24 protein-coding genes are annotated in these 26,522 nt (G+C 72.9%); 18 read left to right on the top strand and 6 right to left on the bottom strand.

The window, feature by feature from the left end:
• Positions 1–5: 5 nt before the first annotated feature.
• From ABGB01_RS20170 to ABGB01_RS20145, 6 genes are read left to right on the top strand one after another with little or no spacing between them, the layout of a single operon-like run.
• On the top strand, positions 6–830 hold the full coding sequence (locus tag ABGB01_RS20170; protein ID WP_347775083.1) for an ABC transporter permease: 825 nt from the start codon (positions 6–8) through the stop codon (positions 828–830).
• On the top strand, positions 827–1,747 hold the full coding sequence (locus ABGB01_RS20165; RefSeq protein WP_347775082.1) for an ABC transporter ATP-binding protein: 921 nt from the start codon (positions 827–829) through the stop codon (positions 1,745–1,747). The genes ABGB01_RS20170 and ABGB01_RS20165 overlap by 4 nt, the downstream gene beginning before the upstream one ends.
• Positions 1,716–2,516: an ATP-binding cassette domain-containing protein gene (locus ABGB01_RS20160; protein WP_347775081.1), complete on the top strand. Its 801-nt coding sequence runs from the start codon at positions 1,716–1,718 to the stop codon at positions 2,514–2,516. Before ABGB01_RS20165 ends, ABGB01_RS20160 begins: the two co-directional genes overlap by 32 nt.
• Entirely contained in the window at positions 2,513–3,691 is a 1,179-nt protein-coding gene (locus tag ABGB01_RS20155) for a M20 family metallopeptidase (protein WP_347775080.1), read from the top strand. Before ABGB01_RS20160 ends, ABGB01_RS20155 begins: the two co-directional genes overlap by 4 nt.
• Positions 3,691–4,761, top strand: coding sequence for a P1 family peptidase (locus tag ABGB01_RS20150; RefSeq protein ID WP_347775079.1), 1,071 nt, complete (start codon positions 3,691–3,693; stop codon positions 4,759–4,761). Before ABGB01_RS20155 ends, ABGB01_RS20150 begins: the two co-directional genes overlap by 1 nt.
• Entirely contained in the window at positions 4,758–6,191 is a 1,434-nt protein-coding gene (locus ABGB01_RS20145; RefSeq protein WP_347775078.1) for an aldehyde dehydrogenase family protein, read from the top strand. The genes ABGB01_RS20150 and ABGB01_RS20145 overlap by 4 nt, the downstream gene beginning before the upstream one ends.
• Here the strand turns inward: ABGB01_RS20145 and ABGB01_RS20140 are convergent.
• On the bottom strand, positions 6,172–7,128 hold the full coding sequence (locus tag ABGB01_RS20140) for a CPBP family intramembrane glutamic endopeptidase (RefSeq protein WP_347775077.1): 957 nt from the start codon (positions 7,126–7,128) through the stop codon (positions 6,172–6,174). The genes ABGB01_RS20145 and ABGB01_RS20140 overlap by 20 nt on opposite strands.
• A gap of 137 nt (positions 7,129–7,265) precedes the next feature.
• Between ABGB01_RS20140 and ABGB01_RS20135 the strand changes: the two genes are divergently transcribed.
• Positions 7,266–8,564 (top strand): sensor histidine kinase, encoded by a 1,299-nt coding sequence (locus tag ABGB01_RS20135; RefSeq protein WP_347775076.1) that lies wholly within the window; start codon positions 7,266–7,268, stop codon positions 8,562–8,564.
• Complete coding sequence (locus tag ABGB01_RS20130) at positions 8,561–9,214, top strand: response regulator transcription factor (RefSeq protein WP_347775075.1); 654 nt, start codon at positions 8,561–8,563, stop codon at positions 9,212–9,214. Before ABGB01_RS20135 ends, ABGB01_RS20130 begins: the two co-directional genes overlap by 4 nt.
• 48 nt (positions 9,215–9,262) lie before the next feature.
• Here ABGB01_RS20130 and ABGB01_RS20125 read toward each other — a convergent pair whose 3' ends face one another.
• Positions 9,263–10,024: an SDR family NAD(P)-dependent oxidoreductase gene (locus ABGB01_RS20125; RefSeq protein ID WP_347775074.1), complete on the bottom strand. Its 762-nt coding sequence runs from the start codon at positions 10,022–10,024 to the stop codon at positions 9,263–9,265.
• 63 nt (positions 10,025–10,087) lie between these two features.
• Complete coding sequence (locus tag ABGB01_RS20120) at positions 10,088–10,621, bottom strand: GNAT family N-acetyltransferase (RefSeq protein WP_347775073.1); 534 nt, start codon at positions 10,619–10,621, stop codon at positions 10,088–10,090.
• A 256-nt stretch (positions 10,622–10,877) separates the two neighbouring features.
• Here ABGB01_RS20120 and ABGB01_RS20115 point away from each other — a divergent pair, with 256 nt between their 5' ends.
• Positions 10,878–11,396 (top strand): type II toxin-antitoxin system prevent-host-death family antitoxin, encoded by a 519-nt coding sequence (locus tag ABGB01_RS20115; protein ID WP_347775275.1) that lies wholly within the window; start codon positions 10,878–10,880, stop codon positions 11,394–11,396.
• Here ABGB01_RS20115 and ABGB01_RS20110 read toward each other — a convergent pair whose 3' ends face one another.
• Both ABGB01_RS20110 and ABGB01_RS20105 read right to left on the bottom strand, forming a co-directional pair.
• On the bottom strand, positions 11,397–11,579 hold the full coding sequence (locus ABGB01_RS20110; protein WP_347775072.1) for a DUF1918 domain-containing protein: 183 nt from the start codon (positions 11,577–11,579) through the stop codon (positions 11,397–11,399).
• A 90-nt stretch (positions 11,580–11,669) separates the two neighbouring features.
• Positions 11,670–12,536 carry an NAD(P)-binding domain-containing protein gene (locus ABGB01_RS20105; protein ID WP_347775071.1) on the bottom strand — a complete coding sequence of 289 codons (867 nt, stop codon included), beginning with the start codon at positions 12,534–12,536 and terminating at the stop codon, positions 11,670–11,672.
• Between the two features lie 61 nt (positions 12,537–12,597).
• On the opposite strand from ABGB01_RS20105, the gene ABGB01_RS20100 reads away from it, so the two are divergent.
• The 8 genes from ABGB01_RS20100 to ABGB01_RS20065 all read left to right on the top strand — a co-directional run bounded on the left by ABGB01_RS20100 (position 12,598) and on the right by ABGB01_RS20065 (position 25,060).
• Complete coding sequence (locus tag ABGB01_RS20100) at positions 12,598–13,260, top strand: TetR/AcrR family transcriptional regulator (protein ID WP_347775070.1); 663 nt, start codon at positions 12,598–12,600, stop codon at positions 13,258–13,260.
• A 232-nt stretch (positions 13,261–13,492) separates the two neighbouring features.
• Positions 13,493–14,329: an alpha/beta hydrolase gene (locus tag ABGB01_RS20095; RefSeq protein WP_347775069.1), complete on the top strand. Its 837-nt coding sequence runs from the start codon at positions 13,493–13,495 to the stop codon at positions 14,327–14,329.
• Between the two features lie 76 nt (positions 14,330–14,405).
• Positions 14,406–15,380, top strand: a complete 975-nt coding sequence (locus ABGB01_RS20090) for an alpha/beta hydrolase (RefSeq protein WP_347775068.1) — start codon at positions 14,406–14,408, stop codon at positions 15,378–15,380.
• A gap of 98 nt (positions 15,381–15,478) precedes the next feature.
• Positions 15,479–16,996 (top strand): CehA/McbA family metallohydrolase, encoded by a 1,518-nt coding sequence (locus tag ABGB01_RS20085; protein ID WP_347775067.1) that lies wholly within the window; start codon positions 15,479–15,481, stop codon positions 16,994–16,996.
• Between the two features lie 27 nt (positions 16,997–17,023).
• Complete coding sequence (locus ABGB01_RS20080; protein ID WP_347775066.1) at positions 17,024–18,034, top strand: extracellular solute-binding protein; 1,011 nt, start codon at positions 17,024–17,026, stop codon at positions 18,032–18,034.
• Positions 18,034–19,728, top strand: coding sequence for an iron ABC transporter permease (locus ABGB01_RS20075; RefSeq protein ID WP_347775065.1), 1,695 nt, complete (start codon positions 18,034–18,036; stop codon positions 19,726–19,728). Before ABGB01_RS20080 ends, ABGB01_RS20075 begins: the two co-directional genes overlap by 1 nt.
• Before the next feature lie 13 nt (positions 19,729–19,741).
• Complete coding sequence (locus ABGB01_RS20070; RefSeq protein ID WP_347775064.1) at positions 19,742–20,782, top strand: ABC transporter ATP-binding protein; 1,041 nt, start codon at positions 19,742–19,744, stop codon at positions 20,780–20,782.
• 228 nt (positions 20,783–21,010) lie between these two features.
• Positions 21,011–25,060, top strand: a complete 4,050-nt coding sequence (locus ABGB01_RS20065) for a hypothetical protein (protein WP_347775063.1) — start codon at positions 21,011–21,013, stop codon at positions 25,058–25,060.
• Between the two features lie 70 nt (positions 25,061–25,130).
• Here ABGB01_RS20065 and ABGB01_RS20060 read toward each other — a convergent pair whose 3' ends face one another.
• Positions 25,131–25,406 (bottom strand): hypothetical protein, encoded by a 276-nt coding sequence (locus ABGB01_RS20060; protein ID WP_347619213.1) that lies wholly within the window; start codon positions 25,404–25,406, stop codon positions 25,131–25,133.
• A 119-nt stretch (positions 25,407–25,525) separates the two neighbouring features.
• Between ABGB01_RS20060 and ABGB01_RS20055 the strand changes: the two genes are divergently transcribed.
• Positions 25,526–26,506 (top strand): acetylxylan esterase, encoded by a 981-nt coding sequence (locus tag ABGB01_RS20055; RefSeq protein ID WP_347775062.1) that lies wholly within the window; start codon positions 25,526–25,528, stop codon positions 26,504–26,506.
• Positions 26,507–26,522 lie beyond the last annotated feature (16 nt).

The raw sequence follows: 26,522 nt of genomic DNA, 5'->3' as shown, positions 1-26,522 counted from the left end.
GTGCGATGAGGGGCAGGACGAACGCCGGGCTGGTCGCCGGCGGCGCGCTCGTCGGGCTCGTGGTGCTCGCGGCCGTGGCGTCGTTCTTCTGGACGCCGCACGACCCGACGCTCGTCGACGCCGCGCAGAAGCTGCGCGAGCCGGGCGGCGGCTACCCGCTCGGCGCCGACAAGTTCGGCCGCGACACCTTCAGCCAGCTCATGGTCGGCGCGCGCACCACCCTCTACGTCGGCATCGTCGCCGTCGGCATCGCCGCCGCGCTCGGCGTCCCGCTCGGCATGATCGCCGGGATGACGCCGCGCGGCTGGCTCTCCGAGCTGATCATGCGGGTCAACGACCTGGTGTTCGCCTTCCCCGCGCTGCTGCTCGCCGTCATGTTCGGCGCGGTCTACGGGGCCGGCACGCTCACCGCCATGATCGCGATCGGGGTGGCCACCGTGCCCGCGTTCGCCCGGGTGGCCCGCGCCGCCACCCTGCAGGTCATGGTGACCGACTACGTCATGGCCGCCAGGGCCGCGGGGCGCCGGCGGCCCGCCATCGCCGTGCGGCACGTGCTGCCGAACATCGGCTCGATGCTGATCGTGCAGGCGTCGGTGTCGTTCGCGATCGCGATCCTGGCCGAGGCGGCGCTGTCGTTCCTCGGCTTCGGCACCCGCCCGCCCACGCCGTCGTGGGGCCGGATGTTGCAGGAGTCGCAGGAGCTGTTGTTCTCCACCCCGCGCCTGGCGCTCTGGCCGGGCCTGGCGATCGCGCTGGCGGTGCTCGGCTTCAACCTCCTCGGCGACGGACTGCGCGACTATCTGGACCCGAAGCTCAGGAGGATCCGGTGAGCACGCTGAGGGTCGAGAAGCTGACCGTCAGGGCCGAATCGCTGGAGCTCGTGCGCGAGGTCTCGTTCACGATCGCGCCCGGCGAGCGGGTCGGCCTCATCGGCGAGTCGGGGTCGGGCAAGTCGCTGACCGCGCTGTCGCTCATGGGTCTGCTCCCCGAGGACGTCACCGCCTCGGGCACCGCCCGGCTGGGCGATCGCGACCTGGTCGGCGTGCCGGAGAGCCGCGTCAAGGACCTGCGCGGCCGCGAGGTGTCCATGGTCTTCCAGGAACCCATGACCGCGCTCAACCCGCTCATGCGCGTCGGCGCCCAGGTGGCCGAGGTCATGACGCTGCACGGCACGCCGCGTCAGGAGGCCCGCGAACGCGCCGTCGCGATGCTGGAACGCGTACGCCTGCCCGAACCGGGCCAGGTCGCCCGCGCCTACCCCCACCAGCTCTCCGGCGGCCAGCGGCAGCGCGTCATGCTCGCCATCGCCCTGGCCAACGGACCGGGCCTGCTCATCTGCGACGAGCCCACCACCGCACTCGACGTCACCGTGCAGAAGCAGATGCTCGAGCTGATCGCCGAGGTCGCGCCGGCGCTGCTGTTCATCACCCACGACCTCGCCGTCGTCGCCTCCGTCTGCGAGCGGGTCCTCGTCATGTACGGCGGCCGCGTCGTCGAGAGCGGCCCCATCCGCGAGGTCTTCACCCGCCCCCGCCACCGCTACACCGAAGGGCTGCTGGCCGCCTCCAAGCTCACCCCGCGCGGCACCCGGCTGCCCACCATCCAGGGCAGCGTCCCGTCGGCGGGCCGCTTCCCCGGCGGCTGCGTGTTCAGGAACCGCTGCCCGCACGCCACCCCCGCGTGCGAGACGGCGCCGGCGCTGACAGGAGACGGACATGCCTTCGCATGCTGGCACCCCGCTGATTGAGGCGAGCGGCCTCAACCGCGTCTACCACCGGCCCCGCACCTCGCTCACCAGGCCGGGCGCCGCCGTCCACGCGCTGCGCGACGTGTCGCTGACCGTCCGGCGCGGGGAGCGGTTCGGCATCGTCGGCGAGTCCGGGTCGGGCAAGTCCACGCTCCTGCGCCTGCTGTGCGCGCTCGACCGGCCCACCAGCGGCTCCATCCGCTTCGACGGGCAGGAGATCGCCGGCCTGCCGGAGAAACGGCTGCGGTTCCTGCGCGAGAACCTCCAGATCGTCTTCCAGGACCCGATGAGCTCGCTCGACCCCCGCATGCGTGTACGCGACCTCGTCGCCGAGCCGCTCGTCGCCCTCGGCCTGCCGGCCGGCGACCGCGTGAGCGAACTGCTGGCCGGGGTCGGGCTGCCGCCCGAGGCCGCCGGCCGTTACCCGCACCAGTTCTCCGGCGGGCAGCGGCAGCGCATCGCGATCGCCCGCGCGCTCGCGCCCCGGCCGAAGGTGCTGGTCGCCGACGAGCCGGTGAGCGCCCTGGACGTGTCCGTACGCGGGCAGATCCTCAACCTGCTGGCCGACCTCGTCGACGAGCTGGGCCTCACGCTCGTCTTCGTCTCGCACGACCTGTCCGTGGTGCGGCACGTGTGCGAGACGGTCGCGGTCATGAGCGGGGGCGAGATCGTGGAGACCGGGCCGGTGGACGACGTCTGGGAGGCGCCCGCCCATCCGTACACGCAGGAGCTGCTGCGGGCCGTACCGACATTGGAGGGTTTGTGGTGATCGAGGTCGACGCCGACGGCGTGGTGGAGTTCACGCGGGCGCTGGTGCGGATCCCCAGCACCAACGACCCGGCGCGCGGGCGCGACGAGCGGCCCGCCGCCGAACTCGTCGCGGCGAAGATGCGCGAGTGGGGCTGGGAGCCGGTCGTGTACGAGGCGGCGCCGGGACGGCCCAACGTCGTGGCGGTCGTCGAGGGCGGCGGCGGTGACGGGCCGACCCTGATGTTCGAGGGCCACACCGACGTGGTGACCGAGGGCGACCTGTCCACCTGGACCGTCGACCCGTTCGGCGGCGAGATCCGCGACGGGCGGTTGTGGGGCCGCGGCAGCGCCGACATGAAGTCCGGCCTCGCGGCCACCCTCTACGCCACCCGCGCCCTGCAGCTCACTGGACCGTTCCCCGGCCGGATCAAGGTGTGCGCGCTCGCCGACGAGGAAGGGCTCATGATCGGTGCGCACCACTTCGTCTCCGAAGGGCTGGCGGCCGACGTGGACGGCGCGATCGTCGCCGAGCCCGAGGCGGGCGAGATCTGCGCCGTCGCCAAGGGCGCGCTGCGGCTGCGCGTCGACCTCACCGGCAGGATGGCCCACGGCGCGATGCCGCAGCACGGCCGCAACCCCATCCAGGCCGTGGGCGAGCTCCTCTCCGGCCTGCGGTCCCTGCAGGACGAGCTCCAGGCGCTGCACCCGGCGCACGAGCACCTCGGCGAGGTGTACGTGACGCCGACCGTGGTGCGGGCCGGGTCCGAGGAGCAGGTCAACGTCATCCCCGCGGTCGCCTCCGTCTTCGTCGACGTGCGGACCGTCCCGGGCGTCGAGCACAAGGTCATCGCCGACCGGGTGGCGGCCCTCGCCTCCCGCGACGGGATCACCGCCGAGGTGTCGACGCTGGTGGACCGGCCGCCGGTGGACGTGCCCGTCTCCGACCCGGTCGTCGCGGCGCTGGCCGCCGCGCACCGCACCGTGACCGGGCGGGAACCCGTGTACGGCGGCGTGCCCGGCTCGACCGACGGGACCGTGCTGACCCACTGGGGCGGCATCCCCTCCGTCGTGTACGGGCCGGGCGGCAAGTGGATCGCGCACCAGGCGGACGAGTTCGTCGAGGTCGCCGAGATCGTCCAGTGCGCCAGGGTGTTCGCCGAGGCCGCCCGCCGGTTCCTGACCGGAGACCACTGATGCGCCCAGGCCCCGCCAACGCGCTGGTGGACGTCCCCGGCCTGCGCGTCGGCCACGCGCAGCGGGTCGGCGGCGGCCACCGCACCGGCACCACCGTGGTCGTGGCGCCCGCCGGGGGCGCGGTGGCCGGGGTCGACGTGCGCGGGGCCGCGCCTGGGACCCGGGAGACGGAGCTGCTCGACCCGCGCAACCTGGTGGAGCGGGTGCACGCCGTGGTGCTGTCGGGCGGGAGCGCGTTCGGGCTCGGGGCGGCGTGCGGGGTGGTGGACCGGCTCGCCGACGCGGGCGCCGGCTATCCCGTGGCGGGCGGCGCCGTACCGATCGTGCCGGCCGCCGTCATCTTCGACCTCGGGCGGGGCGGAACGTTCCGCGCCGTCCCAGACGCGGCGCTGGGCGCCGCCGCCTACGACGCCGCGTCCGACGCAGAGGTCTCGGCCCCAGGCGGACCGCCTGCGGTGACCCAGGACGGCGGGGTGTCGTGCACGACGGCGCCGGCGACGGCGAACGGGTCGGTCGGAGCCGGCACCGGCGCGGTGGCGGGCGGGCTGGCCGGAGGCGTGGGGACGGCCAGCGCCGTGCTCCCCGACGGCACGACGGTGGCCGCCCTGGCCGTCGTGAACGCCGCGGGCTCCGTGCTCGACCCCGCCGACGCCACCCTCTCCGGCGCCAGGTACGGACTGCCAGGGGAGTTCGCCTTGGAGCCGCCCGCGCCGGAGGAGGCCGCGGCCTGGCGTCCGGAGAAGGCTCCGTCGTTCAACACCACCATCGGCGTGGTGGCCACCGACCTCACCCTCACCAAGGCCCAGTGCGGCAAGCTGGCCGCGGTCGCCCACGACGGCCTGGCCAGGGCGATCAGGCCGGCCCACACCATGACGGACGGCGACACCATCTTCGCCCTGGCCACCTGCGCCCGCCCCGCCCCTGACCACGACGTGCTCCAGGACGCCCTGGCGGTGGCGGCCGACGCGTTCAGCCGCGCCGTGGCGCACGCCGTGCTGGCCGCGACCGGCCGCGAGGGCGCGCCCGCGTACCTCGACGTGTTTCCCAGCGCCCTACGGAAAGAGCCATGAGCATCGAGCAAGCCTGGCCCGCCGGACTTCCCATCGGCGACGGATGGACGGAGACCGCGGCCACCACCGACGTGATCTTCCCTTACGACGGCACCCGGGTCGCCGCCGCCCCGCTGGGCACGCCGGCGCACGCCCGGCAGGCCCTCGACGCGGCGCTGGCCGCCGCCCCCGCCATGGCGGCGTTGCCCTCGCACGCCCGGCGTGCCGCCCTCACGCACGCCCACGACGCGCTGGAGGGGGCCCGCGAGGAGTTCGAGCGGCTCCTGGTGCTGGAGACCGGCAAACCGCTGGCCGACTGCAAGGTGGAGGTCGCGAGGACGCTGGTCACCCTGGCCACGGCCGCCGAGGAGGTCGCCAGGCTGCACGGGGAGACCGTGCCGCTCGACCTGCTGCCGTCGGGGGAGGGCCTGATCGGGTTCTGGACGCGCCGGCCGATCGGCGTCGTCGTCGGCATCACCGGCTTCAACTACCCGCTGCTCCTGGCCGCGCACAAGATCGCCCCGGCTGTGGCCGCCGGCTGTCCCGTGATCGTCAAGCCGGCGCCCGCGACCCCGCTGGCCACGCTCTGGCTGGTCCACCTGCTGCGCTCGGCCGGCGCGCTGCCCCCGGCCGCCGTGCAGCTCGTCACCGGCGACGTCGCGGTCGGCAGGACGCTGGTGGAGGACCGGCGGATCGGCGCGGTCTCGTTCACCGGCTCGGCCGCGGCGGGCCACGCCATCGCGCGCGGCGCCGCCCCCACCAAGGTGCTGCTGGAGCTCGGCTCGAACGCGGCGCTCGTGGTGGCGGCCGACGCCGACCTGGAGGCCGCAGCCGACGCGGTCGTGCGCGGCGGCTACTACGCCTCCGGCCAGGCGTGCATCTCGGTGCAGCGGGTGCTGGTCGAGGAGCCCGTACGCGACCGGTTCGTCACCCTGCTGGCCGAGCGCGTCAAGAGCGTCACCGTCGGCGACCCGCGCCTGCCGGGCACCCGCGTCGCCCCGCTCATCGACGAGGCGGCCACCGACCGCGTGCTCGCGTGGATCTCCGCCTCGGGAGCGCGGCCGATCACCGGCGGGCACCGCGTCGGACGCGCCCTGGCGCCCACCGTGCTCGCCGACGTCCCCGACGGCGCCGACGCCTGGGACGAGGAGATCTTCGGTCCTGTGGTCTGCGTGCGCTCGGTGCCCGACCTCGACGCCGCCTTCGCCGCGGTCAACGCCTCACGGTACGGCCTGCACGCGGCGGTCTACACCCGGTCGCTGACCACGGCGTTCGCCGCCATCGAGCGGATCGAGGCCGGGGGAGTGGTGGTCAACGACGTGCCCGGCTTCAGGGCGGACAACATGCCGTACGGCGGCGTGAAGGACTCGGGCGCCGGCCGCGAGGGGCCGCGGTTCGCCATCGAGGAGCTGACCGTCACCAGGATGGCCATCATCCGGCCACAGGCGTGACGCGCCGGCCCCGCCTCCGGTAGGCGGCGAAGGCGGCGCCGCACAGGAGCGCCAGCAGCAGCGTGGTCGGCAGCCCCGTGAACGGGCCGGCCGTGGCGGGCTCTCCCAGCAGCGGGCTCGCCTGCGGCTGGGAGAGCAGCACCATGGCGAGCTGCGGCGGGCGCTGCCCGGGGGCGGCCACCACGAAGACATGGGTCGCCAGCCAGAGCGGCGTCGCGTGGAAGGCCATGGCCGCCCACAGGCTGCCGCCCATCAGCGTGAGCAGCGCCGCCAGCACCGACCAGAGCACCAGGTTGGCGGCCAGCACCCAGGTGAACCGGTGCAGGGGGAAGATCAGCATCAGCGGGCCGGCGAAGTGGAACAGCGCGAACGCCCCCGACGAGATCGCGATGCCTGCCGTCGCACCCCAGCGCGTGGTGGCGCTGCGCAGGATCCAGCCCCGGTAGAGGATCTCCTCGATCGAGATCATCACGATCCTGCCCAGATAGAACGCCGGCAGCAGGTACGCCAGCGCCGCGAGCGGAGTGCCGGAGGCGACCAGCGTGTCGTCCACCCGCAGGTTCCCGATGGCGGCCTGCAACGCCAGCCACCCCGCGATGAACGCCACCCCCAGGCCGAAGCCGGTCGCGTGCTGCCTCCAGGCGAGCCCGTCCCATGTGAGGCCGAGCGAGGCGGCGAACGGCCGCCGCTCGTAGAACCGCACCCAAGCCCACAGCAGCGCGAAGATGGGCGCGTGCCCGAGCACGGCCTGCAGCACGGCGAAGACGGCGATGAGCGGCGGCGACGGCTGCGCCCCCGCCAGCAGCGCACCCAGCGTCTGGAACAGGAGGACGCCCGCGAGGAGGCCGGCCGCGTAGATCAGTTGCGCCAGGAGAACGGTGAGCAGGGGATGGGTGTCACGTCCGGTCCCCCTCGAAGTGACGGCAGGAGAAGTCATGCCGCCGAAGGTAGGCGAACGCCGCGCGAGGCGAATCCCACCGGCGACCTGTCCAGGTACGACCCCGGGCTATGTCGCAGGTCATGTTCCCCCGCCGGCGGCGGGGAACGGCCCGGCCCTGGTGTTAGCGTGATGCCGTGGCTGGAGGTGATCGCTGGACCCACGGCACGGACACGCGGGCCCCGTACGTGCTGACCGCGCTGTTCGCTTTCGCGAGCCTGGTGTTGTTGTGGAGCGGGCTGCGACTGGCCGCCGCGGGCGCGTCGTGGCTGTACGTCGTGCCTCCCGTGGCGCTGCTGCTCCTGTGGCCCTTCCTGCACTGGAACCGCCGGGCCTCGCCGGCCCGCAAGGCGGCCGGCCTGCTCTTCATGCTCGCCGCGATGGGAGGGGCGGCCGTCGGCAGCGGCGCGACGAGCGTCCCGCTGATCGCCGTCACGATCGTGCAGGCCGTCTGCGTGTTCGGAGTCCCGGGAGGCGCCGGGTTCAGCGTGGTGCTGGTGGCCGTCTCGCTCGTCGCCGGCCTGCTGGTGCGGGGCGCGGACGGAGCCGGCTGGGCGGTCGCGGAGACGGCCGTGATGGGGGTCTTCGCCGTCTGGGCGCTGGTCACCGCGCACATCCTTCTCGCCGCGCGGCAGCGCGCCCGTGAGACGGAACGTCTGCTCGGCGAGCTCGGCCAGGCACACGCGGAGCTGGGGCGCTACGCGGCACGGGTGCGCGAGCTGACCGTGGCCGAGGAACGCGCCCGCATGTCACGCGAGATGCACGACTCCGTCGGCCACTACCTCACGGTGATCAACCTCGGCCTGGAGAACGCCCAGCGCTACCGGGAGGCCCGGCCCGACGACGCGTGGGCCGAGGTGCGGCAGGCGCAGCGGCTCACCACGGAGGCGCTGGCCGACACCAGGCGCTGGGTGCGGGCGCTGAAACCGCTGGCCCTCGAAGGGCGGGCCGGTCCCGCGGCCATGGCGGAGCTGGCCAGGTCGTTCGGGGGGACGGGCCTCGACGTCACGTTCCGCGCGGCGGGAGGCGAGCTCGCGCTGGACGAGGAGGCCGAGCTGGCCCTCTACCGCACGCTGCAGGAGGGCCTGACGAACGCGGTACGCCACTCGGGCGCGCGCAGGGTCGAGGTCGTGCTGTCGTCCGCGGGCGACCGGGTGGAGCTGTCCATCACCGACGACGGCCACCGGGCCACGGCGGGCGGCGACGACGAGAACGCGGCTGACGGCGCCGGCGCTGCGGGTGGCGATGGCGTGGCGGGTGGCGATGGCGGGGCGGGTGGCAGTGGCGATCGGGGTGCGGCGGGTGGCGAGCGCGGGCTCGCGGGGCTGCGGCACCGGATCGCAGCCCTGGGCGGCACGCTCACGGCCGGGGCCGCGCCGGAGGGCGGGTTCGTGCTGCGGGTGAGCCTGCCCGCGCGAGCGGAGGTGCGCGTGTGACCGTGCGGGTGCTGATCGTGGACGATCAGGTCCTCATGCGCGAAGGGCTGCGCAAGCTGCTGGAGCTGGAGCCGGGCATCGAGGTGGTGGGCGAGGCCGCCGACGGTGTGGCCGCGCTCGACCTGCTCGACACCGCCCGGCCCGACGTTGCGCTGGTCGACGCCCGGATGCCGCGCATGGACGGCATCGAGCTCATCGCCAGGCTCGACGTGCCCGCGATCATCCTGACGACGTTCGACGACGACGACTACATCTTCGGCGGCCTGCGCGCCGGCGCCCGCGGCTACCTGCTGAAGGACACCCCGCCGCACGAGCTGGTGGCCGCCATCCGCAAGGCGGCCCGCGGGGAGACGGTGCTCGGCGGGGTCGCGGCGGAGCGCGTGGTCGCCGAGCTACGGCGGGCGCCCGCCGCCCGCGACCCCGGCGAGGAGCTGTCCGAACGCGAGCGCGAGGTGGCGGTGCTGGTGGGCCAGGGCGCCACCAACCGCGAGATCGCCAGGCGGCTGTTCATCACCGAGGGCACGGTGAAGAACCACATCTCCAGCATCCTGCGCAAACTCCGCCTGCGCGACCGCACCCAGCTCGCCATTCACATCGCCAGACCGCCCGGACCGACCCGGCCCGGACCGACCCGGACCGACCCGGACTGAGCCGGCGGAACCGACGCGGCCGAACCGGCCCGGTCGGCGCGCCGGCGGTCAGTTCGGGGGGTCGAAGCGGCCGTCCACGGCGGTCCAGCCGCCGTCGACGTACAGCACCGAGCCGGTGACGAAGCTGGCCGCGTCGCCCGCCAGGTAGACCACGGCCCCGGCCATCTCCTCCGCCGCCGCCCACCGGCCGAGCGCGCTCTTTGCGGCGTACGCGTCGTACCAGCCAGGGTCGTTCTTGATCTGCTTCGTCAACGGCGTCTCCACCACGCCCGGCGCGATCGCGTTCACCCGCACCCCGTGCGGCCCGAACTCGGCCGCGGCGGTCCGCAGCAGCTGCACCAGCCCGGCCTTGGTGGCGGAGTAGACGCTCTGCCCCGGCTCGGTGACGGACGCCCGGATCGAGGCGAACCCGATGATCGAGCCGCGCCCCCGCTCCACCATGCCCGCCCCGAACGCCCGCACCACGTCGAACGAGCCCCGCAGGTTCAGCCCCACGACCCGGTCGAACTCCTCGCCGGTGTAGTCGAGCAGCCGCTTGCGGACGTTGGTCGCGGCGGTGAACACCAGGACGTCGGCGGGCTCCTCGCCGGCGAGCCGGCGCACGGCGGCGGAGTCCAGCACGTCGACCAGCCGCGCACGGCCCGCGCATTGGCCGGCGGTCTCCTCGGCCGCGGCCAGGTCACGGTCGGCGCACACCACGGACGCCCCGTGCGCGGCCAGCGCCAGCGCCGCCTCCCTGCCGATCCCGCTTCCTGCCCCGATCACCACGGCCCGCCGCCCGTCCAGGCGGAACAGCGCGTCATATCTCATACGAGGCACCCTAACGACTGGTCAGACCAGTGCACCAGGTCTCCCGCTCCATGCGGGCTCCGTTCACGGCCGCCAGTCGGAGCGCAGCAGTTCGTACTCCACCTCGCCCTGGTCGGATCCGGGGAGGGGGTCGGGCCAGTCCTCGAAGAACGTGCGGACGAACGTCAGCCCGCACCTCTCCATGACGCGCCGGGAGCCGAGGTTGACGGCCATCGTCTGCGCGAACACCCGGCGGGCCCCCTGCTTCTCGAACGCCTCGCGGACCAGCGCCCGCGAGCCCTCGGTCGCGTACCCCTTGCCCCAGGCCCGCTTGTGCAGCCGGTAGCCCAGCTCGGGTTCGTCGGCCGGTCTGCCCTCGGGCGCGCGCAGGTGGAACCAGCCGATGAACTCCCCCGAGGACTTCTCGGCGGCGGCGAAGAACCCCGTCGCGATGAACCTGGGCAGCGTCTCGCCGACGATCACCTCGCGCGGCGTCGGCTTGCCGCCGTTGAGGTAGCGCATGACGTCGGGGTCGTTGTGCAGGGCGAAGAGCAGGTCGGCGTCGGACTCGGTGAAGCGGCGCAGGACCAGCCGCTCGGTCTCCAGGTGAACGTGCACGGGGCAACGGTAGCCAGCCGGATCGTACGGGCTCGACAGATTTTCACGCGGCCGTCCGGGGGCCCGGGCCGTCGGACGGCCACCGCACGGGTGGGATTTCGTCCTCTGCCGGCCTTCCGCCGTGGAACGAGGTTTCCTGTCCGCCGCCGTTCATGTTCCGGGTACGGAGACGGCCCGCGGGTGCGGTTCCATACGAATTTCGTCGGGCGGCTTGCGGGAGTTTCGTAAGGAGGCTTACGATCTCCGGGTGATCAACATGGCACGGCCCGCGTACGACGAGCTCGTGGCCCGCCTCGGGGCGCCGCTCGGCGTGGAGGACGCCCGCGCCCGCTGGGGTGCGCTCGTGCGGGAGGCCAGGAGCGGCGCCATCACGCTGATCACCCGGGAGCGCTCGGAATGGGCCGCGCTGGTGCCGCTGTCGGAGGTGTCCGGGCTGCTGAGCGGCCTGCCGCTGGTGCCGGTGTCGACGGCCCGCGGCAAGCTCGGCGACCTCGTACGCCAGGTCGCCCATCCGTACGAGCACGAGCCCGTGCTGCTGTCCCGGCACCGACGCCCCATCGCCGCCCTGGTCGCGGCCGCGCGGTTGATCGACGGCCCCGCTCCCCGCCAGTTGCCCACCGCCGACGTGATGCTGCTCGGCGGCGGCACCATCGTCCTCGCCCTCGACGAGCACGGGCGGACCACCGCCAGCGTGCGCGACCAGGAGGGCGCCGAGGTCGCGTTCGGCTCGGGCGACAGCATCGGCCAGGCACTCGACGCGCTGGAGGACGACTGATCAGGCCGGCTTGATCACCGCGTCGGGTCCGGGGAAGATGAGATGCTCGCTCCCGTCCTCGAACCTGACGATGTAGGGCGGGGTGCCGTCAGGGCCGCGGATCTCGATGATCTCGCCCTTCCTGTCTCCCTGGCCCACGACGTGACCGTGGACGATCAGCGTGTCGCCGACGTTCGCCTGCATGGTGACTTCCCCTCGGCCGACTCTGGAGGCTCACTCCCACACTGCACCAGGTGGGCGTCTTCGCAAAGACGACTGGCCGTGGGGGCGGGGTCAGCGTGCGAGCTCTTCCACGATGCCGGTGAAGCCCTCGTCGCCGCGGCCGTCTGCGATGCGCCGGTTGACGAGGGCCAGCAGGTGTTCGAACTGGCCGGTGCCGAGCTTGGCGGCGGCGCGTAGCCGGACGAGGTGCTCCAGCACCGGGGCGTGCTCGGTCAGGGAGGCCGGGCCCCGCGGGTAGGAGCGGTCGCGTACCTCGCGGGCCGTCTCCTGGGCCGCCGCCACGACGTAGCCCATCTGCTTGGCCGCGAACGGCGCGAACGTCTCGGGCTCGACGCCCCCGGTCCCGCCGGCCAGCGCCAGGGCGTTCAGGTAGGCGAGCGTGGTGTCGTACCAGAGGCCGAGCAGTGCGAGGTCGTACAGCCCGGCCTGGCCGGGGTCCTCGCCGACGTGGTGGGCCGTCCCGAGCGGCTCCAGCGCCGGACGGCAGGCCGCGAACGCCCGCGCCGGGCCGCTGTAGATCAGCGTGGCGGCCGGGGTGCCGATGTCCGCGGGGCCCGCCTGGACGACCGCGTCGAGGTGAACGGCGCCGTGCTCGCGGGCCCACGCGGCGCTCTCGCGGGCCTCGTCGGGGGTGCCGGTGGAGAAGTCCGCCAGCGTACGGCCGGCCGCGGACGCGCCCCCGGCGGCCAGCACCTCCATGACCGCGTCGTGGCCGGTCAGGCAGAGGACGACGAGGTCGCTCGCCGCCATGGCGTCCGCGACCGTGCCCGCGTGCCGCGCTCCGCCGGCCACGAGAGGGGCGGCCTTGGCGGGGGAGCGGTTCCAGACCGTGGTCGGGTGTCCGTGCTCCAGGAACGTGCGGGCCAGGGCGGCGCCCATGGCGCCGAGGCCGAGCACCGTCACGGAGAGATCGTTCATGAGGAAGCCTTCCTAATTACATTACGGGTCGAAACGAAACATAAGGGTTAGACTCGGGCTCGTGCAACCACGTCAGGAGGGGCGGGCGCCGCGCGCGGGCCGCCCGCGCGACCCGCAGATCGGCCGGACCGTGCTGGACGCGACGCTGGCGGTGCTCGACGAGGCCGGCTACGCCCGGCTCACCATCGAGGAGGTCGCCCGGCGCGCGGGCGCGACCAAGCCGGCCATCTACCGCCGCTGGCCCGACCGGCGGCGTCTCGTCCTGGCCGCGCTGGCGACCCGGCTCGGCACCGCCCGCGCGCCCGACACCGGGTGCACACTCTGCGACCTCAACGAGGGGATCAACGTCTTCGTCGCGGCCTTCCGGCGGATCAGGCCCGGCGTGCTGGGGCCATTGTTCGCCGACTGCGCGGCCGAGCCGGAGGCGCGAGAGACGTTCATGACGACGTTGTTCGACCCGCCGAGAGCGGCGGTGGCCGAGATGATCGAGCGTGCGGTGGCGCGCGGTGACCTGCGGGCCGACCTCGACCGAGAGCTGGTGCTGGACATGCTGGGCTCGCTGGTGCACTACCGCGCGCTGTTCGGGCACGCGCCGATCACCGGGGACCAGGTGGAGAGCGCCGTCGCGGCGGTGCTGGGCGGGATCGCCACCGACTACCCGGCCCTGCTGGCGCACAGCCGCGAGGTCGCGGGCGATCCGCGGACGCACGCCGGCCACGGGTAGCCGGCCGGCTCCCGCCTTCAGCGCCCGAAGCGGGCCCCGGATGGTGATCCTGGGCCCGCTTCGCCGTGCTGCTCCTGACCGGCCCGAGGCCGCCACCTGGATCCGGCGATCTCGGCGAAAACTCGGTTTCCCTTCGCAGGGCTCACGCGGTATACCTAGGAATCCTAGGTTTTGACCTAGGGGTCCTAGGATGCTTCTACGGCACCGGCCCTGCCCCGAAAGGAGTTTCGCCATGACAGACCCGACGACCGGCAGGCTGCGCGTCGACGGCGCGAGCCTGCACTACGAGGTGCGCGGCGAGGGCCCGCTCCTGCTTCTCATCCCCGGAGGGACGGGCGGCGCGGCGTCCTTCGACGGCATCGCCGGCGACCTGGCCGCTCACTACACGGTCGCCACCCACGACCCGCGCGGCATGGCCCGCAGCACGCTGGACGATCCCGAGGCCGAACAGCGGGTGGCGCAGCACGCCGACGACGCGCTGCGGCTGCTGGACCTGCTGTCGCCCGGCGAGCCCGCCCGCGTCTTCGGCGCGAGCTCCGGCGCGATCGTCTCCCTGCACCTGCTCACCGCCCATCCCGGACGCGTCGGGCTCGTCGTCGCGCACGAGCCGCCGGTGGTGGAGGTCCTGCCCGACGCCGCCGAGCATCGAGCACTGATCACCCGCGTGCGGGAGACGTTCAGGACGGAGGGGCCCATGCCCGCCCTGGCCGTGTTCGCGGCGGGGCTGAAGAAGGACGGCACCGCCACCGAGCCGCGGGCCGAGGTCGAGCTCCCGCCGCAGGCGGCGGCCCGGGCCGAACAGACGATGGCCGGCCTGCCGTACTTCATCGGGCGCATCGTGCCCGGCTTCATGTCCTACGCCCCGGACATCGACCGGCTGGCGGCGCTGCGGGACCGGCTCGTGCTCGCGTGCGGCCAGGACTCGCGCGGCGAACTGCCCTACCGCCCGGCCGCGTTCCTGGCCGAGCGGCTCGGCATCGAGCCCGTGCATTTCCCCGGCGGGCACACCGGCCTGACCACGCACCCCGCCGAGTTCGGCGAACTCCTTCTCAGGACCTTGCGCGCCTGAACACCGCGTCGAACCCCGGCGGCAGCCCGCCGCGGAGCCGGCGACCTCACCCGCACCGAGTTGAAGGACACACATCGTGAGAGATCTCCCCGACCCCGCCACGACCGTCATCGACGGCCCGTCCGGCCGCATCGCCGTGGCCGACCACGGCGGGCACGGCCCCGACGTGGTGCTGATCCACGGCGCCAACCGCTCCTTGCTCGACTGGGAGCCGCTGCGCCGCCACCTGCCGGGAGCCCGGCTGGTCGCCTACGACCTGCGCGGTCACGGCCACTCCGACGCCCCCACCGGCGCCCCCACCGGTCCCCCCGCCGGCGCCGGTTACGGCTGGGACGCGCACCTCGCCGACCTCGACGCGGTCATCGGCGCCCTGCGGCTGACCGACCCGTACGTCATCGGCCACTCCCTGGGCGGCATGATCGCCGTCTGCCATGGCGCGCGGCGGCCGGACTGCCCCGGAGTGGCGGACCTCGACGGGTTCGGCGGCGGACGGCCCGAGCTCTACCCCGGGCTGCCCGCGGAGGAGGTCGCCCGCCGCCGGGCCGCGCAGACCGCCGCGCTGGCCGCGGCGCCGGCCGTGCTCACCGACGACCACGTGCAGACGATGATCGAGCACGTACGGCTGCGCGCCCAGGCCATGGGCATCGACGCGGACCTGGAGGAGGCGGGCGCCCGCCGCTGCCTGACCCCGGACGGCCCGTCGGCGTGGCGGCGCAGGCCGGGGCCCGACGCCCAGGCCGCGCTGCTGGCGCCGCTGGACGGCTGGAGCGTCTTCGACGTGCTCCGGCGGACCCGCTGCCCGGTGCTGCTCGTCCAGGGCGGCCAGGCACCCCCGCTCGACCGGCTGCCGGCCGAGTTCCGCGAACTGAGCGAAGCCCTCATCGCCGGAGTCGAGCGCGAACTCGCCGCCCTGCGGGGCCCCAGGCTGGAACGTGTGGCCGGGGCGGGACACCTGCTGCACCTCCAGGCTCCCGCCGCGGTGGGCGAGCTCATCCGCACCCACCTCCTGAACGGCCGGCGCCCTTCTGGTGCGCGCCCGGCGCACGGGTAGACAACAGATTGCCCTTATGTCTTAACAAATGTTGACATGCCGTTCATCTGCTGGATAGAAAGCATTAACCATCCAGACAGGACGGAGGCGGGCACCGCATGATCGGGGAGAGCGAGCTGCTCTCGGTGGCGACCACCCTGCCGGAGCCGGCGTTCGACCTGCACTACCTGCACTATCCGCTCGACGTCCCCGACGGGGTGAGCGAGCTGGAGCTGGTGCTGGAGTACGACAAGATCGTCGACGTCGTGCAGATCTACGCCGTGCTGCTGGAGCCCGACGGCACCTTTCGCGGCCACGTCCAGTGCCCGGGAGGTCCCGGCCCGCGCCGGCTGGTGATCAGGGTGGGAGCGGACGGCGCCGGTCCCGGCTGCGTCGCCGGGCCCGTCCCGGCCGGCCGCTGGACGGTGCGGCTCGACCTCGACCGGCACAAGGCGGCGGCGCCGTACACGCTGACCGTACGCGCGGCACAGACCCCCGCCGGAGCCGCCGCCGGCGCGGCGTCCGCACCGGCGCGCGACGCGGCGACCGAGCCGGCGCGCGGTGTGGCGACAGGAGTGGCGCGCGGTGTGGCGACCGGGCCGGGAGGCCGTGAGGCGCGGCCGCGGCGGGCCGTCGGAGGCCCCGGCTGGTACCGCGGCGAGCTGCACAGCCACTCCGCGCACTCCGACGGCCGCCGGCCGGTCGCCGACCTGGTGCGCGCCGCCAAGGAGGCGGGCCTCGGCTTCCTGGCCGTCACCGACCACTTCACCGCCGCCCACTGGCCCGATCTCGACGCTCATGACGACATCGTGCTGCTGCACTCCATGGAGCTGACCAGCCACCGCGGCCACGCCAACCTGCACGGCCTGACCCGCTGGGTCGACACCTACGTCGACCGTCCGGACCACACCATGGTCGACGTCACGGCCGACGTGCACGGGCAGGGCGGCCTGGTCTGCGTCAACCACGCCTTCAGCGGCGACCAGGCCTGGAGGCGCTTCGACACCCCCTGGGAAGCCGTCGACCTCATCGAGATCGCCCACCTCCAGCAGGGCGCCAACAACGACGCCCAGATCGGCCTGTGGGACCGCCTGCTGACGTCGGGCCACCGGGTGATCGGCGTGGCGGGCAGCGACTGCCACGACCCGGCCGACCCCGGACAGGCGCTCGGCCAGGTGGTCACCGTCGTGCACGCGGACGAGGGCAGCGAGCGCGGCATCGTCGAGGGCCTGCGGCGCGGGCGCGTACGCGTCTGGCGGGGCGCGGACGTCGACATGCACGTCAACGGCGCCCCCATGGGCGCGACCGCCGCGGCGCCCGGCGGGCGGGTCCAGGTCGACGTGGACGTGCGGGCGGACGAGCCCGTCGTGGTGTTCGTGCTGCGCGACGGGCTGCTGATCAACGTCGTCCCCGCCGCGGACAAGCCGGGGGAGTGGCAGCGGATCACCGTCGAGGACCGGCTCGCCGCCCCCGGCGACCGCAGCACCGATCACCGGGCCTATTACCGGGCCTATTACCGGGCGGAGGTCCACGCCGACCCCGGCAGGAACGACCCCCGGTTCTGGGCGAGCTCCCTCAGGGACCACAGCTCGCTGCGGGCCGCGGGCAACCCCGTCTGGGTGCGCCCTGACGGTTGAAACCCCCCTCGTGTCAGGAGAGAGTTCATGCGGTATGCCACCACGCTCGGCGCCGGCGTGCTCGCGCTGGTCCTCACGGGCTGCTCGGGCGTGCTGACCAACAACGCCACCGCGGGCAAGAGCGATGACAAGACGGTGACGCTCTACTCGGTGAGCGGTCCCGAGGTGACCGACCCGATCCTCGCCGCGTTCAAGGCCGAGCACCCCGACATCAAGGTCAACAAGATCGGCCTGCCGGGCACCGGAGAGGCGTTCGCCCGGGTGCGAGCCGAGAAGGACCGGCCGCTCGGCGACGTGATCTGGGGTGGCTCGTCGGAGCTGTACACCGCCAACGCCGACCTCATCGCCCCCGTCGAGCTGCCGAACGACGCCGCCACCGTGGCCAAGGACCCGGCCCACATCTGGCACGCCACCGACCTGCTCTTCCAGGCGATCGCAGTGAACACCGACAAGTTCCCCGACGCGGCCAAGCACCCGAAGACGTTCGAGGACCTGGCGGAGCCGGGGTACGCGGGGGGGAAGGTGGCCTTCGCCACGCCCAAGTCGTCGGGCACCTCCTACAGCCTGCTCACCACCATGGTGACCCTGCACGACTGGGACTACGTCGACCGCTTCGTCAAGAACGCCCGCATGCTCGACGGCTCGACCGCGATGTTCAACATGGTCAAGGACGGCGAGGTCGGCACGTCGTTCATCAACGAGGACCTGGGCGCCAAATGGGTCGACGCCGGCGTGAAGATCAAGCTGATCTACCCCGAGGACGGCGTGTCGGGCCAGATCGGCTCCGCCGGCATCATCAAGGGCGCCCAGCACGAGGCGGCCGCCAAGACCCTCGTGGACTTCCTCATGTCGAAGGAGGCCCAGCAGATCATGGTCGACCAGGTGCAGCGCCGCTCGTCGCGCGGCGACGTGCCCGCGCCCAAGGGTCTGCCGGCGGTCGAGGGGCTGAAGCGGGCCGACGTCGACGAGAAGTGGGCGGCGGAGAAGAAGGACGAGATCCTCGCCAAGTTCGACGACGCCGTCAAGAGCGCGGGCTGATGGCGGCCTCCACGACCGCGCGGGGACGGCCGGGCCGGCGGTCCCGGTCGAGCTGGCGCGACCCGTGGCGGCTCGCCGGGCTGATCGCGCTGCTCATTCTGCTGATCTTCATCGTCTACCCGCAGTTGTGGATCGTCAGGGCGGCGTTCACCGACGACGCGGGCGCGTTCACGCTGGCCAGGTTCGGCGCGTTCGTCACCGACGCGCGGTTCACCGAGCCGCTGCTGCACAGCGTCGTCGTCAGCCTGGCGGTGGGCGCGGGCGCGGCGCTGGTGGCGGTGCCGCTCGCGTTCGTCGTGGCGCGTTACCGCATCCCCGGCCGGCAGGGCGTGCTCACCATGCTCACGATGGCCACCACCTCGCCGCCGTTCCTCGGCGCGTACGCGTGGCTGCTGCTGCTCGGCAGCGGCGGCATCATCACCAAGGCCGCCAGGGAGGCCGGCCTGCCCCTGCCGTTCGAGTCGATTCTCGGGGTCGGCGGCATCATCTGGGTCGGCGTGTGGTTCACCTTCGCGCTGATCTTCCTCATGGTGTACGACGCGTTCAGGGCGGTGGACCCGGCGCTGGAGGAGGCCGCGGCGTCCGTCGGGTCGACGCCGTGGCGCACCCACGCGAAGGTGACGCTGCCCCTCGCCGTGCCCGCCATCGCCACCGGCTGCTACCTGGCCGCGATGCGGATCTTCGCAGACTTCGGCACGCCCATGCTGATCGGCGGCGGCTACTCGATGTTGCCGGTCGTGGTGTACCAGAACTTCATGTCCGAGGTCGCCGCCAGCCCGGGCGTGGCCGCCACGGCCAGCCTCATGATGGTGCTCGTCTCCGGGCTGGCGCTGGTGGCCCAGCGCAGGGTCGTGGCCAGGCGGTCGTTCGCCGTGACGGGAGGCAGGGACCAGCCGCTGCGCGAGCTGCGCCGCGGCCCCAGGGTGCTGGTGCTGACCGGCATCTGGACGGCGCTGCTGCTCGGGTTCGTGCCGCACCTGGTGGTGGTGCTCACCAGCTTCCTGCGCTGGCAGTCGGGCATCCTGCAGTGGGAGCCGACGCTGGAGAACTACCGGCGGCTGTTCGAGGAGTCGTTGCAGCCCATCGTGCTGAGCTTCGTCTTCGCCGGCATCGCCTGCCTGATCGCGCTCGTGCTGGGCGTCGTGGTGGCCTACATCGTGGCGCGCAAGCGGTTCATGATCTCAGGGCCGCTGCTGAACAACCTCGTCATGGTGCCGTACATCCTGCCGGGCACGGTCTTCGCGATCGGGTTCATCCTGGCCTTCAACCACCTGCCCGTCATCCTCACCGGCACCGCGCTGATCATCGTGGTGGCGTACTTCATCCGGCGGCTGCCGTACGTGATGAAGTCGATCGAGACCGCGCTCGGGCAGGTGCACCCGTCATTGGAGGAGGCCGCGATGAGCGTGGGCGCGCCGCCGCGGCGCAGCTTCCGCGACATCGTCGTGCCGATCATCAGGCCCGCCGTCATCTCCGGCGGCACCGTCGGATTCCTGCAGATGATCACCGAGCTGTCGGCCACCGTCATGCTGTACGCGGTGCCCTGGGTGACCATGACCGTGGTCATCTTCACCAACGCGATGCAGCCGGGCAGCCCGTTCGGAGTCGCCTCGGCCATGACCACGGTGCTGCTGGTCTCGGTCTACGTCCCGCTCTACCTGCTGCGCCGTCGCTACAAGACGGTCTCCCTGTGATCCGGAGCTCATCATGGACATCAGCATCGAAGGGATCTCCAAGACGTTCGGGGAGACCACCGCGCTCGAGTCGGTCGACCTGTCCGTGCCGTCGGGGCGGCTGGCCACCCTGCTCGGCGCGTCCGGATGCGGCAAGACCACGCTGCTGCGGATCATCGCCGGGTTCGAGACCGCCGACACCGGCGCCATCCGCTTCGGCGAGCGCGACATCGCCAAGGTGCCCGTCTGGAAGCGCCGCATCGGGTTCGTCTTCCAGAGTTACGCGCTCTGGCCGCACATGACGGTCGCCGAGAACGTCGCGTACGGGCTGCGCCTGCGCAAGCTGCCGAAGGAGGCCGTCGCGGACAAGGTGGCCGCGGGCCTGGCCATGGTCGGGCTGACCGGGAGGGAGCAGCGCCGGCCCGGCCAGCTCTCCGGCGGCCAGCAGCAGCGCGTGGCCCTGGCCAGGGCGCTCGCCCTCGAACCGGACGTGCTGCTCATGGACGAGCCCCTGTCCAACCTCGACGCCAAGCTCCGCGTCGAGATGCGCAGGGAGATCCGCCGCATCCAGCAGGAGACCGGCATCACCGCCGTCTACGTCACCCACGACCAGGACGAGGCCCTGGAGATCTCCGACCTGGTCGCCGTCATGAACGGCGGCCGGGTCGAGCAGGTCGGCGCCCCCGAGGACGTCTACGAACGGCCGCAGACCACGTTCGTGGCCTCGTTCGTCGGCAGCGTCACCCTGCTGCGCGGCCAGGTCACCGACGACGGCGAGCTCGCGCTCGGCAGCGGCGGCAAGGTCGGCTTCGGCCGGCCGCTCGGCCCGGCCGGGGCCGCCGTGCACGTGGCGCTGCGTCCCGAGGACCTGCGCATCGTCGAGAGCGGTCAGGCCCAGTTCACCGGCAAGGTCGTGCGCAGCAGCTTCCAGGGCGGCACCAGGGAGTCGGTCGCCGAGTTGCCCGGAGGGGAGCAGCTGGCCTTCGAGCACCGCAGCCCCCTGTCCACCGGCGCGACCGTGGGCCTGGTAGCCGAGAGGTTCACCGTCGTCGGCAAGGACACCGGCGTCGCCTGAGGGTGCTCGTCACCGTCCCGCACCTTCCCGGCTGGTGGCCGCGGCTCCACCCCTACCAGCGCGGACGCGCCGCCCTGGCCGCTGCGGCGGTGACCGTGAGTGATCGTCCGAGTCAGAAAACTGGAGTTCCAATGTCCGAACCAGTTTGACGGCCAGTGAGGGGATGTGGTCGGCTCGTGACCTATGTTTCTGATGGGATGAATTAGACCGGTACGGGGAGAACGCTACATGCCGCACGCCTTCCTGCGCGTGCTCGTCTCGACGTCCATCGCAAGTGCCGCGGCCCTGGTGGCCGTGCCGCCGGCCGTCGCAGAAGCCGAGATCACCCCAGCTGGGGTCGCATCAGCCGCTGTCCAGAGGGAAGCGGCGAAGGTCCGTCCCGTGCCCGCCGTGGAGGAGCCGGCGCCCGCCACGGTCACCGTGCCCACCCGCGAGTCGCTCGCGCTCCGGCCCGCCGGCGACGACAAGGTGGGGCCCCAGGCGCCCGAGGTGACCACCTCCGCCGGCCCCTGGCTCGTCCAGGAGATCACCGCCGAGGCCGCGGCCGTCCAGAAGGAGCAGGGTCTCGGCGCCAAGGCGCCCGACACGCGTGACGTGCTGCCCGACACCTCCCAGGCCGAGACGCTCACGCTCATCAAGCCGCTGGCGTCCGTGCTCAAGACGTTCGGCAATCTCGGCAAGGCCGTGCCGGGGCTGACGTACCGGCTCTGCGTCGAGAGCGAGAGCGTGCCGGTGTCCTGCTCGATCTCCAAGCCCGTCGGCGTGCCGGTCGCCGCCGACGTCACGGGGGACGTCACGCCCGACCTGGCCGCCGACCTCGTACCCACCGCCAGCCCCGCGGGCGGCTCCGTCGGGCTCGGGTTCGCCGTCAAGCGGCTGTCGCGGGAGAACCTCAGGGCCCGCGTCTGGGCCGAGTACGACGGCAAGGTGTCGGTCGGGTTCGACGGGTTGAAGCGCGGATCCTCCCTGTCGGCCAGCGACTGGGGGAACTTCACCGTCGACATGGAGGGCAGGCGGGTCAAGGCGAGCATCACCCGCAAGGAGCCCGGCGAGTCCGCGGCCATGATCGCCGGCATGACCGGGCGCAGCGCGGTGAGCCTGCGTCAGACGCCCGCCACCGAGAAGCTGACCGTCAACGCCGCGCTCGACACGCCCACCCTGGACGTCGCCGCCTCCTCGCCCGCCACGCTGGACGCGCTCGCCGTGAACGGCCACCGCTTCGTCCACGCGGTGCTCGACAAGATGGCCGCCCGCGCCGAGGTGCGCCTGTCCGGCGGCCAGATCCGCTTCAACAGCTCGTCGAGCGTCCCGCGCGCCCGCCTGAACTCCTTCACCTACCGCGACGGGCGGCTGTCGAAGGTGGTCAGCGCCGAGCTCGAACGCGTTCCGCGCTCCTTCGTGGCGAAGTACGGCTCCGGCAAGAGCAAGCAGACCGTGTCGGTCAACGCCGGCTCGGGCCGGTCGCGGGCCGGGGCCGCCAGCCTGCTCTATTACGACAGGAACGCGTCCCAGACCGTGGTCAAGATGGAGCTGAGCGCCCTGCCGGCCAAGGTGCGCCTGGTCAACGACCTGACCAAGCATCGTGTCACGCACAAGACGAGCTCGCCGGTCGGCACGTTCGAGGCGGTGCTGCAGCGCAACGGGGGCGCCATCTCCAGCCCGCGCGGCGGCCACGTCACCATGATCAAGAACGGTGCCGCGGTCGGGGTCTCCGCGCTGCTGTCGGGCCTGTCCGAGTTCGACGTCACGTACGGCGGCAAGCCGCACGCCCACCTGGAGGTCGACTCCAGCGGCCGCTCGTTCACCGGCGCGGCCAGCCTCGACGGCACCCACGTGGCAAGGATGGAGATCTCGAACACGCCCGCCACCGTCGACGTCACGCTCGACCCCGCCGCCAGGAAGGCGGCCTTCCGGGCCAGCGGCGAGATCAAGCGCATCCACGCCGCCTACGCCAACCTGAAGTCCGGCCCCACCGTGGACGGCACGCTCATGGGCGTGCGCGACGACGTGAAGGCGTCATGGGAGCTGGGCGAGCGGTCCACCATGCGGATCGCCGCGCCCAGAAAGCTCGACGAACTGCGGATTTATGCCAATAAAGCGTACGTGAAGCAGCCGACCGGCGAGGACCTGCAGGTGACCGCCAAGGGCTTGAGCAAGCAGGCCGAGCTCGTCGCCGACACCAAGGCGGGAACGCTCACCTGGACCGCCGCCGACCCGATCGACAAGGTGACGGCGCTGGCCAGGGTCAAGCTCGGCGATCGCTACGTCAGGGCCGCCGCCGACGTGCGCGACGTGCCGGCCCGCTTCGACGCCTCGTGGAACGCCACGTCCTCCCGTTTCCGCGGCCAGTCGGGCCCCGTCGGGACGGCCGAACTGGCCTTCACCAACCACGACGGCGCCAAGTCGCCCACCGGACCCCACCTGGCCGCGCACTACGACGAGGCCTCCGGCGACATGGACGGCAGCGTGCTGGTCAACGGGCTCGAACACGTCGAGTTCACCCCGGCCGCCGAAGGCTTCACCGCCGACTTCCGCTCGGCCAAGCAGACCCTCGCCGTCGACGCCGACGTCACCCGGGGCGACACCCGCTTCGGCCTGATCGGCACGCTCGGCCCCGCGCCCGGCCGCCTGGCCGTCACCTCCGCCGGCGGCAAGCTCACGTACGAGGGCTCCCGGCTCGACGTGCGCGCCCGCGCCTGGCTGGGCAAGGTCGCGGCGCTCGACCGCATGCGGGCCGCCCCCGCCCTGCCCGGCGGCGGCGTGTCCCTGGTGGACGGAGGCTGCGCCACCGGGTCGAAGGGCTGCTCGCCAGGGCCCTTCTGCACGCCGCAGCGCGGCTGCTACGGGCTGCAGGGCTTCCTGGACGTGACCGGGCTGCCCGAGCGGGTCACGGTCGACCCGGCGGGCAAGACGTTCGGGTTCTCCGGGTTCAACCCCAAGCGCGAGAGCCTGGGCGTCTACCTGGCCAGCAGCGTGCTGGCGCCCGTCCCGATCAAGGCCAGGGCCACCCTGACCGGGCTGCCCTCCAAGATCACCAGCATGGCGCTGGGGCCGTTCGACGTGGCCAAGGGCAACGCCGTGAACGCCGGGTACCGCATCGAGCCCGCCGCCACCCTGGGCAGCCTCGACGTGCACGCGGAGTCGGGCGGGGTGCGCGGCAGGGTCGCGGTCGATCCGGTCCCCGCCGCCGTGGCCGTCCAGGGCACGTACGGCGCCAAGACCCGCATCCGCGTGACGAACTCCGCGGCCGTCGAGCGCCTCAGCGCCAAGGTCACCCTGCCCGGCAAGGGCACCGGCGAGCTGCGTTTCTCCGACGTGCCCGCCCGGTTCGGGGTGGACGCCGACGCCTCGGGCGCCGGGTTCAGCGTGCCGGCCGTCACGTACAAGGCGCTGGGCGGCGTCAACACCCTCGACGGCTATCTGGGCGTGGAAGGCGGTCTGATCGACCCGAAGGGCCGCCTCGGGGACGTGGCGGTCGCGGTCAGGAACCTGGCCTCGGACACCACCATCCGCATGAATCCCGACCGGTCGCTCAACCTCGTCTCGAAACCCGTCGCGACCGGTCGCATCACGCTGCGCGCCGGGCTGCGGATGGACCCGGTCGCCAAGCAGCGCATCGCGGTGAGCAAGGAGGTCCCGCACACCAAGGGTTTCCTCACCTACCAGGTGGCCGGGCAGTTCGGGCTCGGCAGGAGCTCGGTCGAGGACGTCGGGCTGTCGGTGCAGGGCATGTCGTGGTTGCGGATCAGGCCGGGCAAGATCCCGTTCGGCATGAAGGCGCCGCCCGCCCTCGGCTACGTGGCGCCCTCCTTCGAGGGGAACTACGGACGGCTGAAGCTGTCCGCCGACGGTGTCGACCTGCGGCCGGACGTCTCCCTGGACGTCAGGCTGCGCAGGGACATCGGCAACGACCTCTTCCACGAGTCGGTACGGATCGGCGGCACCAAGTCGCTCGCCATGCGCCGCTACGACCAGCGGATGAGGCGCATCGGGGCCAAGCAGGAGATCAAGGCCGCCGGGTTCAGCGTGGCCTGCCTGACGGTGGACGCCAAGCCCGGTTTCGTCGCCGGGGGCGGCAAGAACTCCATCACCCTGCGCGGCGCCGACGGGCCCCAGATGGTCTCGCTGCTCGACCCCGGCGGCCAGGTGCCGGACTACGCGGTCGACCTGCTGACGCACTTCATGAGCCCGTTCCCGGGCGCGGAGTGGAAGGTGGCGAACACCAAGGCGGGCGCCTGCGAGGCCGGCGGCGACTCCTCGCGACCGGAATCCCGCTGAGGGCGGGGGCACGGCACGGCGGGGTCGCTCGGCGGCGCGGTCACGGGCCGGTGCCGTCGGGAGGGAGCGGTCAGGGGAGGGAGCGGCCCAGGCGCAGCCGGACGCGGTCCCCGTGCCGCACGCTCTCGCGTACGGTCCACACGCGCTCGTCGATGACGGTGCCCCTGGCCGTCATGTAGCCGCCCATCCTGAGCACCGGGCGCCCGGTGTCGTCGTTCACCAGCTGCGCCCGCGACTCGGAATCGTCGCCGAACAGCACGAGGAAGTCGAAGGCGCCGGCAGGGGCGTCCAGGACCAGGCCTGGATAGAGGTGCGAGTAGGGAACTTCGACAACGTGTTCAGTCACGGGTGATCGCCTACCCGGCGGAGACGTGTTCGAACAGCCGGCCCGATACGGAGGCGGGATAGCGCTTTCCGGTGCTATGCGATGAAATGTCATTGTTCCCGCTACAGGTTGGAGACCTCGTGCCCCTGTTCGACATGCCCCTTGAGCAACTCCGCGGCTACCTTCCCGACCGCGACGAGCCCGCCGACTTCGACGCGTTCTGGTCCCGCACCCTGGCCGAGGCCGGGGAGTCCGGCCCGGCCGCCGAGTACGTCCCGTACGACCTGCCCTTCGCCGCCGTGGACGTGTTCGACGTCTCGTTCGCCGGCTGGGGCGGTCACCGGATCAACGGCTGGTTCCTGCTGCCGAAGGACGCGGACGGCCCGGTGCCGTGCGTGATGCACTACATCGGCTACAGCGGCGGGCGCGGGTTTCCCAAGGACCACCTGATGTGGCCGGCCGCCGGGTACGCGGTGTTCGTGATGGAGACGCGCGGCCACGGCGGCGCCAACGTGGGCAGCCCCGGCGCGACCGGCGACCCGCACGGCAGCGCGGGACCGCAGGCGCCCGGCATGATGACCCGCGGCATTCTCGACCCGGACGACTACTACTACCGGCGCGTCTTCACCGATGCCGTCAGGGCCGTGGACGCGGCGATCGAGCACCCGGCGGTCGACGCCGCGCGCATCATCGTCTCGGGCGGCAGCCAGGGCGGCGGCATCGCGCAGGCCACCGCCGCGCTGCACCCGTCGGTCAAGGCCGCGCTCATCGACGTGCCGTTCCTGACCCACTTCAGGCGCGCGGTCGAGATCACCGGGCGCGACCCGTACCAGGAGCTGGTGCGTTTCCTCGCCACCCGGCGCGACACGGCGGACCAGGTGTTCCGCACGCTGTCGTACTTCGACGGCCTGAACTTCGCGGCGCGCGGGCGGGTCCCGGCGTTGTACTCGGTGGCGTTGATGGACGACGTGTGCCCGCCGTCCACGGTGTTCGCCGCCTACAACCACTGGCAGGGTCCCAAGGAGATCACGGTGTGGCCCTGGAACAACCACGAGGGCGGCGGCGGCTTCCAGTCCGAGGAGCAGTTGCGCTATCTGGACAAGCTGCTCGGCGACGGCTGAGCGGACGCCCGCCGTG

This window comes from Nonomuraea sp. B5E05, from assembly GCF_039880665.1.
GTDB lineage: Bacteria > Actinomycetota > Actinomycetes > Streptosporangiales > Streptosporangiaceae > Nonomuraea.
Note: the sequence above shows the minus strand (reverse complement) of the source record. Positions and strands in the feature narration are given on the sequence as shown.